We start from the raw sequence: 14,385 nt of genomic DNA, 5'->3' as shown, positions 1-14,385 counted from the left end.
TCACCGGCAAAGCCGGTGCCATGCATCGCATCGCGGGGCAAGCCCGCTCCCACGCTGGTGATGCTTGCCACCCTGAAAGCCAAGCTCAATAGGCTGAGCGATCTCCTGAACAAACCACACTCTCCTTCGGCAAAAGTGGTCGATCAGCGAACAAAATGTACCAGTTGGACCACAAGGCTTTGTCGCGTCCCCGGGTTCTCTTCTAGAATCCGCCCATGCCCCGGCACCATGCCGGGGCCATCGCCCGAGAGCCTCATGAGTTCCAGTTCGCCGCTGTCCGGAGTCAACCAGCCGCTGCGTGGCATCGCCCTGGTGGTGGTGGCCACCTTCCTGTTCGCCAGCCACGACGCACTGTCGAAACTCCTCGGTGGGATCTACCCGATCATCATGGTGGTCTGGGTGCGTTACCTGGTGCACACCCTGCTGATGGCCGGGATCTTCCTGCCCAAGGCGGGCCTCGCGGTGCTGCGTACCCGCCGGCCATTGTTGCAGACGCTACGCGCGCTGAGCCTGCTCAGCACCAGCCTGCTGTTTACCGCCGGCTTGCAGTACTTGCCGTTGGCGGAGGCGACCGCGGTCAACTTCCTCGCGCCGGTGCTGGTCACCGCGCTGTCGGTGCCGCTGCTCAAGGAGCGGGTGACGCCGGGGCAGTGGTTGGCGGTGGTGATGGGCTTCATCGGTGTGCTGGTGGTGGTGCACCCGGGCGGGGCGATGTTCACTCCGGCCATCCTGTTCCCCTTCGGCTCGGCGCTGGGGTTCTGCTTCTACCAGTTGCTGACGCGCAAGCTGGCCGCCCACGACACTCCAACCACCAGCAACTTCTATGCGGGGTTGTGCAACACCCTGATCCTGACGGCGCTGGTGCCGTTCTTCTGGCAGGTGCCGCAATGGCCCCATGTGCCGCTGATGCTGGCGCTGGGCGGCTGCGGGATGACCGCGCACCTGTTGCTGACCCAGGCGTTCCGCCATGCCGCACCGGCATTGCTGGCGCCGTTCAGCTATTGCCAGATCGTGTTCGCCGGGCTGCTGGGGCTGGTGGTGTTCGGCCAGGTCCCGGATGGCACGAGCCTCGTCGGCATCGCGGTGATCTGCCTCAGCGGGCTGGGGGCGGCCTGGATGCAGCGAAGGGCGTGAGGGGCATGTTCCTCAGCCAGCACCCTGCTGTTTGCGATAGGCCCCGGGTTGCACGCCGACCGCCTTGGCGAACGCCCGGGTAAAGGCCGCCACCGATTGATACCCCGCCTGCGCGCCCACCTGTTCGACGGTATTGCCCGCCTTGAGCAACTGGCAGGCATGGCGCATGCGCAGCGCCAGCAGTACCTGCCCGGGCGATTGCCCGGCCAACTCGTTGAAGCGCTTGAAGAAGGCCGAGCGCGAAAGCCCCGTGCAGGCCGCCATGTTCTCCAGCGTCCAGGCCTGCCCCGGCTCCTCGATCAAGCGTTCCAGCAAGCCGGCGAAGGCCGGCTGGCGGGCGAGGGCGACCAGCCCGCCCAGCGAGTGGCCGGCGTGCACCTGCTGGCGCAGCACATACAGGAACAGCAGGTGGGTGAGGCGTTCCAGCAGCGCCTGGGAGGGCTGCGGGCGACGGCATTCCTCGAGGATCAGCCCGAACAGCGCCCGCGCCGCGCTGCCGGCCGGCTCGCTGGCGCGCAGCAGGATCCAGTCCGCCAGCCCGTCGACGATCAGTGACGACAACCCCGACTGGAAGTGGAAGAACCCGCACACCAGCCCCACGCCGTCGCCCGCTTCGAGGTCCAGCGCCTGCATGCTCCGGCGCGGCTGGGCACAGGCGTCGGCGGCATCCTCGTCGTTGGAAAGTCGATAGGCCAGGTCCCGCAAAAGGAATACCGCATCGCCGCTCTCCAGGCGCAGTGGCTGCGCCTGGCCATCGATATGCAGCCAGCAATGGCCCTGCACCACCAGGTGGAAACTGGCCCGGCCCATGCCCTGGGTGCTGGCGTGCCAGCCCCCGCAGTAGCGGCCGACATGGAACAGGCTGGCGTCGAGCTCCAGGCTCTCTAATAACCAATCGACGAGGGGGCTGGAAGAAATCATCTAATGCAAGGACTCTGGAGCAAGGAAAGGCGACTGATGAATATGGATGCTACTTCTTATAACCAACAGACTGTAGCGACCTACATCAAAGGAGACCACTCCATGTCCGCACGCATCACTCTACACAGCCTGCAGACCGCTCCGGAAGCCGCCCGCCCATTCCTCGAGAACGCGCAGAAGAACTCCGGCTTCATCCCCAACCTGCTGGGCATCCTGGCCAACGCCCCGGCGGCGCTGGAAACCTACGTTACCGTCTCGGCGCTCAACGGCAAGTCCGAGCTGACCCTGGCCGAGCGCGAGGTGGTGCAGTTGATCGCCGCCACCCAGCACGGTTGCGATTTCTGCGTCGCCGGCCACACCGCCGTGGCGCTGAACAAGGCCAAGCTGCCTCAGGACGTGGTCGATGCCCTGCGTGCCCGCGGCGAGCTGCCTGACGCCCGCTACGAGACCCTCGCCGAATTCGCCCGTGAAGTGATCGCCACCCGCGGCAACGTCGGCGATGCCACCTATCAGGCATTCCGTGACGCCGGATTCAGCGAAGGCAACGCCCTGGAAGTGATACTCGGCGTGAGCCTCGCAACCCTGTGCAACTTTGCTAATGTGTTCGCCCAGACGCCGCTCAACGACGAGCTGAGCAAGTACCGCTGGCAGCCTTCGGCCTGATCAAGGCCTGATGCCGGCGCGTCCGGCGTTTCAACAGGAGTAGGGACATGCTTGATCATGCATTTCGACAATGGCTGGATGCCAATGCCGAGGCCATCGACCAGGGCCAGTGCGATCCACACCTGGTGCTGGCGCATATCGCCGAATCGCAGCTGCTGCGCATCGGCGTCGACCCGGCCCTGGGCGGCTCGGGTGGTGACGTCAGCGCGGCGGTCGAGGCCATCGCCGCCATCGCCAGCCGTTCGCTGGCCGCGGCCTTCGTCTGCTGGGGTCAGCGCGCCTTCATCGAATACCTGCTGCAAAGCCCCAACCGGGCGCTGTGCGAACGGCTGCTGCCCGACCTGCTGAAGGGCGAGCTGGCCGGGGCCACCGGCCTGTCCAACGCCATGAAGTTCCTCTCCGGGATCGAGGCCTTGCAGGTGCGCGGCCGTGCCGCGAGCGACGGTTGGAACCTGGAAGGGCGCCTGCACTGGGTGACCAACCTGCGCAAGCGTGGCTTCGTGGTGGCCGCGGCCATCGAGGATGACGCCGGCGGCGCGCCGTTCGTGGTCGCCATCCCGTCGAACGCGCCGGGCCTGGAGCGCTCCGACGACCTGCAACTGATGGGCCTGCAATCGAGCAACACCGCGGCGCTGGCCTTCCACCAGGTACCCTTGGCCCGCGACTGGCTGCTGCACGACAACGCCCGCGAGTTCCTGCCCAGGGTGCGTCCGGCGTTCCTGGCGCTGCAGTGCGGCATGGCCATCGGCCTGGCTCGCCGCGCCCTGGAGGAGGCACAGGCACACCTGCAGGGGCGTGGCGCGTTCCTCGATGAGGCGCGTCAGGTGCTCGCCGAGCGCCTGGAGAACACCGTCGCCGAGCTCAAGCAGGGGCTGCTCGACGGCCGCTTCCAGAGCCAGCCGGCCGCCTTGTTCAAACTGCGCATCACCCTCGCCGAATGCGCCGCCGACGCCGTGCAGCTGGAGTTGCAGGCCAGCGGTGGCAAGGCCTACCTGACCGCCTACGGCGAGGGCTTCGCCCGCCGCTGGCGCGAGTCGGCGTTCGTGCCGATCGTCACCCCGAGCCTGGTGCAACTGCGCGCCGAGCTGCAACGCCAGGCGGCCTCTGCATGACCGACGTGCTACTCGAAGCCCGCGACATCAGCCTGGGCTACCCGCGCGAGGGTGGCTGGCAGGCGGTGCTGGAGCAGTTCGACCTGGCGCTGGCGCCGGGGGAGGTGGTCAGCATCCTCGGCCCCAGCGGGGTTGGCAAGTCCAGCCTGCTGCGCGTGCTGGCCGGCCTGCAGCAGGCCCGTGGCGGCAGCGTGCAGTTGCGCGGCGAGCCGCTGCAGGGGCCGCATCCGCGCCTGGCGGTGGCATTCCAGGACCCCAGCCTGCTGCCTTGGCTGAGCCTTGAGAAGAACGTCGCCTTCGGCCTCGACTTCGCCCGCCAGCCCAGGCTGCCGGCGGCCGAGCGGCGCGCACGGATCGACCACGCCATCGACGCGGTGGGCCTGGCCCACGCCCGTGGCCAGTACCCGGCGCAGCTGTCCGGCGGCATGGCCCAGCGCACCGCGCTGGCCCGCTGCCTGGCGCGCCAGCCCGAGGTGTTGTTGCTGGACGAACCCTTCGGCGCGCTGGACGAGGTGACCCGGGCCGACATGCAGCAACTGCTGCTGCAGTTGATCGCCACCCACAACACCGCCGCCGTGTTGATCACCCACGACATCGACGAAGCCCTGCTGCTGTCCGATCGCGTGCTGCTACTGGGCAACCACCCGGCGCGCACCCTCGGCCAGTGGCACATCGATCTGCCGCAGCCCCGCGCGCAGCGGGTCGAGGAACTGGGCGCGCTGCGCATCGAGATACTGAAAACCCTTCGGCGGGCAAGCCGCACAGCCGAACCCACTCCATTCCCCTTGCCCTCGGAGGCTGTCCATGTGCATGGATGACTGCTGTTCCACGACGTCCCGTCGCGACTTTCTCAAGCTGAGCGCCATGCTCACCGCCGCCGGCGCCGTGCCGCTACTGTCGAGCCTGCAGGCCCGCGCCGCCGCCGAGCCGGACGCGCCGGTGCGCATCGGCTACCTGCCGATCACCGACGCCACGCCCTTGCTGGTGGCGCACAACAACGGCCTGTTCGAGGCCGAGGGCATCAAGGCCGAGCGCCCGGTGTTGCTGCGCAGCTGGGCGCAGGTGATCGAGGCATTCATCTCTGGCCAGGTCAACGTCATCCACCTGCTGTCGCCAATGACCGTGTGGGCGCGCTACGGCAGCAAGGTGCCGGCCAAGGTCGTGGCCTGGAACCACGTCGGCGGCTCGGGCCTGACCGTGGCCCCGGACATCACCGAGATGAAGCAGCTCGGCGGCAAGACCGTGGCGATTCCGTTTTGGTACTCGATCCACAACGTGGTGCTGCAACAGATGCTCACCGACAATGGCCTCAAGCCCGTGTCCAAGCCGGCCGACGCGCAACTGGCGGACAACGAGGTCAACCTGCTGGTGCTGCCGCCGTCGGACATGCCACCGGCCCTGGCCAGCAAGCGCATCGCCGGCTACATCGTTGCCGAGCCGTTCAACGCCCTGGCCGAGAACCTCAAGGTCGGCCGCGTGCAGCGCTTCACCGGGGATGTCTGGCGCAACCATGCCTGCTGCGTGGTGTTCATGCACGAGCACGACCTGAACAACCGCCCTGAGTGGTCGCAGAAGGTGGTCAACGCCATCGTCAAGGCCCAGCAGTGGACCCGCGAACACCGCGCCGAGGCCGCAGCCCTGCTGTCCAAGGCCGGCCCCAACAAGTACACCCCGCACGAGCCGGCGGTGCTGACCAAGGTGCTGGCGCCTTCCGCCGAAGACCGCGCCGGCTACATCGCCAGCGGCGCGATCCAGCACCAGCAGTGGGACGAGAAGCGCATCGACTTCCAGCCTTACCCGTTCCCCAGCTACACCGAGGAACTGGTCAAGCGCCTGAAGAACACCCTGATCGTCGGCGAGAGCGATTTCCTCGCCGCCCTGGACCCGGCGCAGACCGCCCGTGACCTGGTGGACGAGCGTTTCGTGCGCAACGCCATCGCCGCCGTGGGTGGCCCGACAGCGTTCGGCATCGCCGAGAACTTCCAGCGTAGCGAGGAGTTCGCGGTCTGATGCGCAGGCATGTCGTGCATGGCGCCCTGGGCCTGGCGGGCCTGGCGGCGCTGCTGTTGTTGTGGTGGGCGGGCGTGCGCCTGTTCGGCGCCGCCGATGGCCTGTCGGCGCGCTTCTCGCCCCAGGCCACATTGCAAAGCCTGGTAGAGCTGCTGGGGCAGGGCGAGGTCTACGGGCATATCTGGGTAAGCCTCAAGCGCATCCTCGTCGGCCTGCTGCTGGCGCTGCTGATCGGCGTACCGCTGGGGCTGCTGGTGGGCAGCTACCGTCACCTGGAGGCGGCGACCACGCCGGCGTTCCAGTTCCTGCGCATGATCTCGCCGCTGTCGTGGATGCCGGTGGTGGTGATGCTGATGGGCGTGGGCGACCAGCCGATCTACTTCCTGCTGGCCTTCGCCGCGCTGTGGCCGATCCTGCTGAACACCGCCGCCGGGGTACGCCAGCTCGACCCGCGCTGGCTGCAGTTGAGCCGCAGCCTCAGCGCCACGCGCTGGGAGACCTTGTGCAAGGTGATCATCCCCGGGGTGATCGGCCATGTGCTGACCGGCGTGCGCCTGGCCATCGGCATCCTGTGGATCGTGCTGGTGCCGTGCGAGATGCTCGGTGTCAGCGCCGGGTTGGGCTATTTCATCCTCGATACCCGTGACCGGTTGGCTTACTCGGAGCTGATGGCGATGGTGCTGCTGATCGGGGTGCTGGGGTTCATGCTTGATGCCCTGGCGCGCGGGCTGCATCGGCGTTGGGTGCATGCCTGATGTCTGTAGGAGCGGCCTTGTGCCGCGAATGGGCCGCAAAGCGGCCCCGGCGATCTTTGTATCAACGCTGAAATCCTGGGGCCGCTACGCGGCCCTTTCCGGCCGGTCCGACGCCTCGGCAAGGCCGCTCCTACAGGGGGAGCGCGTGAGGCCTGGAGGCGCGTCCCTGCGCCTCGGGATTCAGAAACTGTACTTGGCCGTCAGCATCAGGTTGCGCGGATCGCCGAAGGTGTCGCTGCCATAGTTCACCGACTTGGAGATCGACGAGTAGTACTTGCGGTCGAACACGTTGTTGGCATTGAGCTGCAGGTCCAGGTGCTGGTTGACCGCGTAGCCGGCCATCAGGTCGGTGACGGCGTAGGCGCCTTGTTCCAGGCGGTAGCTGCCGCCGTCGGCCACGGTGAAGTCGTTGTACATGCGGCTCTGCCAGGTGATGCCGCCACCGACCCGCAGTTTTTCCAGCGGGCCCTGGAAGTGGTAGGTGGTGAACAGCTTCAACTGGTGCTGCGGCGTGTCGGACTCGAACGGCTTGTTGACCTTCTCTGGATTCTTGGCGTCCTTGACCGTGTGTACGCGGGCATAGGTATAGCCTGCGCCGATCTGCCACTGCTCGGTCAGCGCGCCCTGCACCTCGAAGTCGATCCCCTGGCTGCGCACTTCGCCGGAGGCCTCGTAGCAGGCGAACTGACCGGCCCGGCACAGGCTCTTGTCCACCTCGACCGCGCGGTTCTCCTGATCAATGCGGAACACCGCGAGGCTGGCGTTGAGCGCGCCGTCGAAGTACTCGCCCTTGATGCCCACCTCGTAGTTCTTGCCTTCGATCGGCCGCACCGGCGTGCCGCTGGGGTCCTTGTTGTCCTGGGGCTGGAAGATGTCGGTGTAGCTGGTGTACAGCGAGTGGTGCTCGTCCAGCTCGTAGATCAGGCCGGCGTAGCGGGTGACGTTACGGGTCACCTTGTAGTCGCCCTCGTTGCTGCCGCGCTGGTCGTAGTCGTACCAGTCAAGGCGCCCGCCTAGGATCAGCTTGAGCGGGTCGGCCAGGCTCAGGCGGGTGGTGGTGTACACGCCTTCCTGGTTGATCAGGTAGCGGCTGCTGCTGGTGTGCAGGAAGTCCGGTTTGCCGCCGTCGATGGGGTAGTCCAGGTCGTAGGGGCTGTAGTTGCGCTCGGTCATGTCGTAGATGCGCTTGCTGGCACCCACCACCAGCTCGTGGGTGCGGCCGAAGGCCTCGAACGGGCCGCTGGCGAAGGTGTCCAGGCCCAGCTGGTTCTCGTCGTGGGCCGACTGGTAGACCGTACGGCTCAGCGGCTTGGCCAGGTCCCAGCGCGACTGGTAGGAGCCGCGGAACAGCGCGTTCTGTTCGCTGTAGATGGCGTTGACCTGCAGCTTCCAGTCATTGGCCAGGCGCTGGCGCAGCTCGGCGAACAGGGTGTTGATCTCCTGGTCCTTGACCTCCCAGTCGGTGGCCGGGTTGTAAGAGCGGGGCAGGTCCTGGTGGTGGCCGTTCAGGTCGGTGGGAATCGCGCCCCAGAACACGTTGGTCTTGTCCTTCTGGTGGGACAGGCCAAGGGTCAGGGTGGTGTCCTCGCCCAGGTCGGCCTCGGTGATCGCGTAGAACAGCCCGTGGTCTTCCTGCTGCCCGTCACGGAAGCCATTGGCGTCGCGGTAAGAGGCCACCACGCGACCGCGCAGGGTGCCACTGTCGTTGAGCGGGCTGGAGGCGTCGAGTTCGCCGCGGTAGTTGTCCCAGCTGCCGGCGGCACCGGTGAGGGTGACCTTCTGTTCCGCCAGCGGACGCTTGCGCACCAGGTTGATGGCCGCCGAAGGCGTACCGGAGCCGGTGACCAACCCGGTGGCGCCGCGCACCACCTCGACCCGGTCGAACATCGCCAGGTTGGGCTGGGCGCCGACCACCCAGCCGGTGTAGGCGCTGGGGATGCCGTCGTACATGATGTTGTCGACGTCGAAGCCGCGGGCCTTGTAGGTCTGCCGGCCCGGGCCGTTGGACTGGTTGAGGAACAGCCCCGGGGTGTACCTGGCCACGTCATTGATGCTGGTCATGCCCTGGTCGTCCATGCGCTGGCGGGTGATCACGGTCACCGCCTGGGGCGTTTCGCGCATGGTCAACGGCAGCTTGGTGGCGGTGGACATGGAGCCGGTGGTGTACGACTTCGACCCCTCGGTGGTGCTGCCCAGGCTGCTGTCGTTGATGGCCGTGGCGCCCAGCTCGATCACGGCCGGCGCTTGCTCCTCGGCCAGCGCCGGGGTGAGGGTCGCCATGCAGATGGCCATGGCCAGCAGGTTGCGGCTGGGCGTGAAACGGTGAGGGGAGAGGTGCGGTGACATGCCGGGCTTTATCCTTATTGCTAGTGCTTATGAGAATAATTAGCAATAAGTGTGTCGGATTATCAGGCTCGTAACAATGCATCCGAATCTGAATTGATGAATTTTTCAAAAATTCAATTCGATTGAGTTATTTCTTGTGGAGTCATACCCGTGGGAGCGGGCTTGTCGGAACGCCGCACCGCCCGGATCACCGGCTATGCCGGTGCCATACACCGCTTCGCGGGGCAAGCCCGCTCCCACGATGGTGATGCTGGCAACCCTGTTCCCTGTGGGATATCGCAGCACGAAGGGCTGGGCGATCTCCTACAGGTGACGGTTATGGCAGTGGATCAGCCACCGTAATCCGTTTGCCACGCTGACGCCCGACCTCCAGTGCCTGCCCGTCGCGCTGCTTGCCATGTCGCGCCTGGCCGACCAGCTCGGGGATCAGCGGGCCCTCCGGCAGGTGGCGCCAGAAGCGCCCGGGCAGGTGCTGGCGCAACGCACCGGGGTTGAGCCGGGCGGGGTTGAAGGTGTGCCGGTAGTAGGCCAGCCACAGCTCGGCGCCGGGGTCTTCGGCGTTGCGCGCCCATTGCTGCCACGCCTGCGGGCACTGGCGCTGGTAGTCCAGGTGCTGGCCGTCGAAGCGCACGCCATCGAGGGGCGTGGCGATCAACCAGCGCTGGCGCCCCAGGCGATCGGCGAAATGCCCGCAAGCGCTGTCGAGGATGTCGTGGGCAGGTTCGTGGTAGGCGACCAGGTCCAGTTGCAGTTGTTCGGCCAGTGCCTCGGGCAGCGGCACGAAGCGCACGAAGGCATGCAGGTGATGGGCTTCGCGGCCGACCTGGCGGATGCGCCGCTGCATCTCGCTGCCCAGGCGGTCGCCGGCGAGCATGGCGGTGCGATCGCCGTGGGCGACGCGCCAGAGTACTTCGTACAGCAGGTTCCAGCGCTGCTCGCCGCGGTAGCGACCGGCCTGTTCCAGCTGGGCCAGCAGCGCCGCCGGCACGCGGGCGCGGAACGGGCCGGGGCCGACGGGCAGGGGCGTGGGCACGGCCAGCAGGTCGTCCATACGTGCCTGGCCCCAGGTCACCGTGGCCGGGTCGATGCCATGGCCGAGCAGTTGCCGCGCCTGGTCGCGCCAGGTGGCGAAGTCGTCGCCGCAATCCAGCGCAATCATCCCCACAGGCCCATCTGCACCGGTGCCTGGGGTTCACGCAGGCGGGCGCGCAGCAGGCCACTGCGCAGCTCGGCCTGGGCCGGGCGGTAGTCGCTGGTGACGATGAACGGGCGGGCCTTGTCCAGCACGCAGCGCAACTGGATCAGGTCGTCGTAGCGGATACGCCGCTCACGGCGCAGGGCCACCAGGCGCTGCACGCTGCGCAGGCCGATACCGGGGATGCGCGCCAGCAGGGCCGGCTCGGCGCGGTTGACGTCGAGCGGGAACACCTCGCGGTTGGCCAGCGCCCAGGCCAGCTTGGGGTCGATGTCCAGGGCCAGGTTGCCGGTTTCGCCCAGCAGTTCGCCGGCCTTGTAGCCGTAGCCGCGCAGGAGGAAGTCGGCCTGGTACAGGCGGTGTTCACGCAGCAGCGGCGGGGCCGCCAGGGGCACGCTGGACGGGCTGTCGGGGATCGGGCTGAAGGCGGAGTAGTAGACGCGCCTGAGGCCGTAGCACTGGTACAGCGACTCGGCGTTGCGCAGCAGGGCGCTGTCGTCGGTGGCGTCGGCGCCGACGATGACCTGGGTGCTTTGCCCGGCGGGGGTGAAGCGTGGCGCCCGTGGTTCACCGGCGACGGCCTGCTGGCCGTGGTGGATCACGCCCATGGCCTGGCGGATGGTGCTGGCGCGTTTTTCCGGGGCCAGGCGTTCGAGGCTGGCGTCGGTGGGCAGCTCGATGTTCACGCTCAGGCGGTCGGCCAGGCGCCCGGCTTCCTCGATCAGCAGCGGGTCGGCGTCGGGAATGGTCTTGAGGTGGATGTAGCCGCGAAAGCCATGCTCCTCGCGCAGCAGGCGGGCCACCCGGATCAGTTGCTCCATGGTGTAGTCGGCCGAGCGGATGATGCCGGAGCTGAGAAACAGGCCGCTGATGCAGTTGCGCCGGTAGAAGTCCAAGGTCAGGCGCACCACTTCCTCGGGGCTGAAGCGCGCCCGCGGCACGTTGCTCGAGCGGCGGTTCACGCAGTATTGGCAGTCGTACAGGCAGAAGTTGGTCAGCAGCACCTTGAGCAGCGACACGCAGCGCCCGTCGGGGGTGTAGCTGTGGCAGATGCCCATGCCGTTGGTGGCGCCGAGGCCGTCGCGACCACGGGAGCTGCGCTTGGGGGCGCCGCTGCTGGCGCAGGACGCGTCGTACTTGGCGGCATCGGCGAGGATGCCGAGCTTGGCGATGAGCTGCATGGGGTAATCCGATTTTACTGTTCATGCATACAGTATTTCGGCGTTGGGCTGATAGCAAGTGTTTGCAGGTGGTTTTGATGGCGTGATGGCGCAGAGGTGCCTGGCGAGAGTCCTGTAGCGCCTATCAGATCGAGCGCCGCCCGCGCGGCGCATCGCGGGACAAGCCCGCTCCTGCATTTGTTGCAACGTGCCGAACCTGTCAGGCCATGGTTGCCCGCCTTGGTGCCTGTCTTGAGACAGATGAAGCGGCAGCGGTGCACACGCTGAAACCGTGTCGGACCAACAAGGCGGACCAGGTAATGGCACAGGATTGACTGGCCCGAAACAGATGTAGGAGCGGGCTTGTCCCGCGATGCGCCGCGCGGGCGGCGCTCGATCTGACAGGCGCTGCAACTCTAACGTCGAACACCCTCAAAGACCCTCATTTCAAGACGATCCACCCTCGGCCCCCCTTGATTACAAAATTGTAATCTTCCCGCCACCCCCCCGATAACCACCGCTGCCTAAAGTCCCTCGCCAAAGCATTCCGCCGCTTGTCGACGAGGACTTCCGCCGTGCCCATCCCCCGCAAGATCGCCTTGCTCTGCCTGTTGCTGGCCGGCCCTGCCGGTGCCCAGGGCCTGAGCCTGGAGCAGGCGCTCGACGCCGCCTTTGCCCAGAACCCGGACTTCGCCGCCATCGGCCGCGAGATCGGCATCGCCGAGGGCGAGCGCCGCCAGGCCGGGCTGATTCCCAACCCCGAGCTGTCCTGGGAAGTCGAGGACACCCGCCGCGACACCAGCACCACCACCGTGACCCTCAGCCAGGCCCTGGAGCTGGGCGGCAAGCGCGGCGCGCGGATCGAAGTCGCCGAGGCCGGCCAGGCGATCGCCCGGTTGGAGCTCGAGCGCCAGCGCAACAGCCTGCGCGCCGATGTGATCCAGGCCTTCCATGCCGCCTTGCGGGCACAGACCGCGCTGGAGCTGGCGCAACAGTCGCAGGCGCTGACCGAACGCGGCCTGCGGGTGGTGGAAGGGCGGGTGCGGGCCGGGCAGTCCTCGCCGGTGGAGGCCACCCGCGCCCAGGTCCAGCTGGCCCAGGCCGAGGCGGCGGTGCGTCGGGCGCGCACCGAACGTGGCGTGGCCAACCAGGCCCTGGCGCGCCTGACCGGCAGTGCCGAGGCCCGCTTCGACCGGCTCGACGCGAGCAACCTCTCGCCCGGCCCGGCGCCGCAGACCGAGCGCCTGCTGGCCAAGGTCGAGCAGACTGCCGAGTGGCGCCTGGCCGCGGCGCAGATCGAGCGTGGCGATGCCAGCCTCGGTTCCGAGAAGGCCCAGCGCATCCCCAACCTGACCGTCAGCCTCGGCAGCCAGTACAGCCGCGAGGACCGTGAGCGGGTCAACGTGGTCGGGCTGTCGATGCCGCTGCCGCTGTTCGACCGCAACCAGGGCAACGTGCTGGCCGCCGCCCGCCGCGCCGACCAGGCCCGCGACCTGCGCAACGCCGTGGATCTGCGCCTGCGCAGCGAAACCCGCAGCGCCCTGGAGCAGTGGGGCACGGCCATGGGCGAGGTCCAGGCCTACGACCGCACCATCCTGCCCGCCGCCCAGCAGGCGGTGGACACCGCCACCCGCGGCTTCGAGATGGGCAAGTTCGCCTTCCTCGATGTGCTCGATGCCCAGCGCACGCTGATCGAGGCGCGCGGGCTGTACCTCGAGGCGCTGGCCCAGGCGACCGATGCCCGGGCTCAGGTGGAGCGGATCTACGGCGAGCTTTGAGCCTCGTCCCATCGCGGGGCAAGCCCGCTCCCACGGGAATGCGTGGGAGCGGGCTTGCCCCGCGATGGGCCCTGAACTGCAACGACTTTTCCAGCAGGAGCAACAATGACCAACCCACGCAAGCTCGCCATCCTCGCCGCTGCCCTGGCCGTTCTCGGCCTCGGTGGCGCGGCCTGGACCGGTACCCTTGGCAAGGCCGGCAGCGGCCAGGCCCAGCACGACGACCATGGCGAGGAAGGCCATGGCCATGAAGAAGGAAAGGCAGAGGAGCATGCCGACGAAGAGGGCCAGCTGCACCTCTCCGCCGAGCAGATCCAGGCCGCCGGCGTGCAACTGGCCACTGCCGGCCCACAAAGCCTGGGTACCTCCATCAGCTTCCCCGGCGAGATCCGCTTCGACGAGGACCGCACCGCCCACGTGGTGCCCCGCGTCCCCGGCGTGGTCGAGTCGGTGCAGGCCGAGCTGGGCCAGGCGGTCAAGCGCGGCCAGGTGCTGGCGGTGATCGCCAGCCAGCAGATCTCCGAACTGCGCAGCGAGCAGCAGGCCGCCCAGCGCCGCCTGGAGCTGGCGCGCCTGACCTTCGAGCGCGAGAAGCAGCTGTGGCAGGAGCGCATCAGCGCCGAGCAGGACTACCTGCAGGCCCGCCAGGCGCTGCAGGAGGCCGAGATCGCCGCCGCCAACGCCGGGCAGAAGGTCGCCGCCGTGGCGCCGGCCGGCAAGGGCAATCGTTACGAGTTGCGCGCACCGTTCGACGCGGTGGTGGTGGAAAAGCACCTGACCGTGGGCGAGGTGGTGGACGAGACCAGCAATGCCTTCACGCTGTCTGACCTGAGTCGGGTCTGGGCCACCTTCGCCGTGGCCCCGCGCGACCTGGACAAGGTAGTCAGCGGCCGTGGCGTCAGCGTCAGCGCGCCGGACCTCGGTGCCCAGGTGGAAGGCAAGGTCAACTACGTCGGCAGCCTGCTCGGCGAGCAGAACCGCGCCGCCACCGTGCGCGCCACCCTGGCCAACCCCAATGGCGCCTGGCGTCCCGGGCTGTTCGTCAACATCGCGGTCACCGTCGAGCGTTTCGACGCCGCCGTGGTGGTGCCGGAAAGCGCCCTGCAGACCTGGGAAGAGCAGACCGTGGTGTTCGCCCGTACCGACGAGGGCTTCGAGGCCCGCCCGGTGAAGACCGGGCGTCGTGACGCCGGCCAGGTGGAAGTGCGCGAAGGGCTGGCCGCCGGCACCGTGGTCGCCGCCGCCGGCAGCTTCGTCCTCAAGTCCGAGCTGGGCAAAGGCTCGGCCGAACACAGCCACTGACCGGGGACG

Annotated in this window: 12 protein-coding genes; 8 read left to right on the top strand and 4 right to left on the bottom strand. The window is 67.8% G+C overall.

Annotation, left to right across the window (positions count from 1 at the left end; all coding sequences use genetic code 11):
- Positions 1-255 precede the first annotated feature (255 nt).
- Entirely contained in the window at positions 256-1,134 is an 879-nt protein-coding gene (locus NMG10_RS08060) for a DMT family transporter (RefSeq protein ID WP_232855553.1), read from the top strand.
- 12 nt (positions 1,135-1,146) lie between these two features.
- Here NMG10_RS08060 and NMG10_RS08055 read toward each other — a convergent pair whose 3' ends face one another.
- Positions 1,147-2,055, bottom strand: coding sequence for an AraC family transcriptional regulator (locus NMG10_RS08055; protein WP_232855552.1), 909 nt, complete (start codon positions 2,053-2,055; stop codon positions 1,147-1,149).
- Between the two features lie 102 nt (positions 2,056-2,157).
- Here NMG10_RS08055 and NMG10_RS08050 point away from each other — a divergent pair, with 102 nt between their 5' ends.
- The 5 genes from NMG10_RS08050 to NMG10_RS08030 are packed head-to-tail and all read left to right on the top strand — an operon-like array spanning position 2,158 to position 6,595.
- A complete protein-coding gene (locus tag NMG10_RS08050) occupies positions 2,158-2,718 on the top strand; it encodes a carboxymuconolactone decarboxylase family protein (protein WP_254464136.1) in 561 nt (186 codons plus the stop codon).
- A gap of 47 nt (positions 2,719-2,765) precedes the next feature.
- The gene (locus tag NMG10_RS08045) at positions 2,766-3,830 is read left to right on the top strand and encodes an acyl-CoA dehydrogenase family protein (RefSeq protein WP_254464135.1); all 1,065 of its coding nucleotides are present in this window, start codon (positions 2,766-2,768) and stop codon (positions 3,828-3,830) included.
- A complete protein-coding gene (locus NMG10_RS08040; protein ID WP_232855549.1) occupies positions 3,827-4,648 on the top strand; it encodes an ABC transporter ATP-binding protein in 822 nt (273 codons plus the stop codon). The genes NMG10_RS08045 and NMG10_RS08040 overlap by 4 nt, the downstream gene beginning before the upstream one ends.
- On the top strand, positions 4,635-5,840 hold the full coding sequence (locus NMG10_RS08035; protein ID WP_232855548.1) for an ABC transporter substrate-binding protein: 1,206 nt from the start codon (positions 4,635-4,637) through the stop codon (positions 5,838-5,840). Before NMG10_RS08040 ends, NMG10_RS08035 begins: the two co-directional genes overlap by 14 nt.
- On the top strand, positions 5,840-6,595 hold the full coding sequence (locus NMG10_RS08030; RefSeq protein WP_232855547.1) for an ABC transporter permease: 756 nt from the start codon (positions 5,840-5,842) through the stop codon (positions 6,593-6,595). The genes NMG10_RS08035 and NMG10_RS08030 overlap by 1 nt, the downstream gene beginning before the upstream one ends.
- A gap of 180 nt (positions 6,596-6,775) precedes the next feature.
- Here the strand turns inward: NMG10_RS08030 and NMG10_RS08025 are convergent, their stop codons facing one another.
- The 3 genes from NMG10_RS08025 to NMG10_RS08015 form a co-directional block, all read right to left on the bottom strand.
- Positions 6,776-8,941 carry a TonB-dependent siderophore receptor gene (locus NMG10_RS08025; RefSeq protein ID WP_254464134.1) on the bottom strand — a complete coding sequence of 722 codons (2,166 nt, stop codon included), beginning with the start codon at positions 8,939-8,941 and terminating at the stop codon, positions 6,776-6,778.
- Between the two features lie 316 nt (positions 8,942-9,257).
- Positions 9,258-10,100, bottom strand: coding sequence for a TIGR03915 family putative DNA repair protein (locus tag NMG10_RS08020; RefSeq protein ID WP_203652363.1), 843 nt, complete (start codon positions 10,098-10,100; stop codon positions 9,258-9,260).
- Positions 10,097-11,317: a putative DNA modification/repair radical SAM protein gene (locus NMG10_RS08015; protein WP_254464133.1), complete on the bottom strand. Its 1,221-nt coding sequence runs from the start codon at positions 11,315-11,317 to the stop codon at positions 10,097-10,099. The genes NMG10_RS08020 and NMG10_RS08015 overlap by 4 nt, the downstream gene beginning before the upstream one ends.
- Positions 11,318-11,871: 554 nt before the next feature.
- On the opposite strand from NMG10_RS08015, the gene NMG10_RS08010 reads away from it, so the two are divergent.
- Both NMG10_RS08010 and NMG10_RS08005 read left to right on the top strand, forming a co-directional pair.
- Positions 11,872-13,074 (top strand): TolC family protein, encoded by a 1,203-nt coding sequence (locus NMG10_RS08010; RefSeq protein ID WP_232855544.1) that lies wholly within the window; start codon positions 11,872-11,874, stop codon positions 13,072-13,074.
- 105 nt (positions 13,075-13,179) lie between these two features.
- Positions 13,180-14,376 (top strand): efflux RND transporter periplasmic adaptor subunit, encoded by a 1,197-nt coding sequence (locus tag NMG10_RS08005; RefSeq protein ID WP_254464132.1) that lies wholly within the window; start codon positions 13,180-13,182, stop codon positions 14,374-14,376.
- Positions 14,377-14,385 lie beyond the last annotated feature (9 nt).

Origin of the sequence: Pseudomonas sp. DVZ6 (assembly GCF_024259445.1) — a bacterium.
Classification (GTDB): domain Bacteria; phylum Pseudomonadota; class Gammaproteobacteria; order Pseudomonadales; family Pseudomonadaceae; genus Aquipseudomonas; species Aquipseudomonas peradeniyensis.
Note: the sequence above shows the minus strand (reverse complement) of the source record. Positions and strands in the feature narration are given on the sequence as shown.

What these genes read in the sequence shown, in the direction of transcription:
- NMG10_RS08015 (WP_254464133.1), bottom strand. Translation starts at nt 11,317, where the DNA reads ATGCAGCTCATCGCCAAGCTCGGCATCCTCGCCGATGCCGCCAAGTAC.
- NMG10_RS08030 (WP_232855547.1), top strand. Translation starts at nt 5,840, where the DNA reads ATGCGCAGGCATGTCGTGCATGGCGCCCTGGGCCTGGCGGGCCTGGCG.
- NMG10_RS08055 (WP_232855552.1), bottom strand. Translation starts at nt 2,055, where the DNA reads ATGATTTCTTCCAGCCCCCTCGTCGATTGGTTATTAGAGAGCCTGGAG.
- NMG10_RS08040 (WP_232855549.1), top strand. Translation starts at nt 3,827, where the DNA reads ATGACCGACGTGCTACTCGAAGCCCGCGACATCAGCCTGGGCTACCCG.
- NMG10_RS08035 (WP_232855548.1), top strand. Translation starts at nt 4,635, where the DNA reads ATGTGCATGGATGACTGCTGTTCCACGACGTCCCGTCGCGACTTTCTC.
- NMG10_RS08045 (WP_254464135.1), top strand. Translation starts at nt 2,766, where the DNA reads ATGCTTGATCATGCATTTCGACAATGGCTGGATGCCAATGCCGAGGCC.
- NMG10_RS08060 (WP_232855553.1), top strand. Translation starts at nt 256, where the DNA reads ATGAGTTCCAGTTCGCCGCTGTCCGGAGTCAACCAGCCGCTGCGTGGC.
- NMG10_RS08005 (WP_254464132.1), top strand. Translation starts at nt 13,180, where the DNA reads ATGACCAACCCACGCAAGCTCGCCATCCTCGCCGCTGCCCTGGCCGTT.
- NMG10_RS08025 (WP_254464134.1), bottom strand. Translation starts at nt 8,941, where the DNA reads ATGTCACCGCACCTCTCCCCTCACCGTTTCACGCCCAGCCGCAACCTG.
- NMG10_RS08020 (WP_203652363.1), bottom strand. Translation starts at nt 10,100, where the DNA reads ATGATTGCGCTGGATTGCGGCGACGACTTCGCCACCTGGCGCGACCAG.
- NMG10_RS08050 (WP_254464136.1), top strand. Translation starts at nt 2,158, where the DNA reads ATGTCCGCACGCATCACTCTACACAGCCTGCAGACCGCTCCGGAAGCC.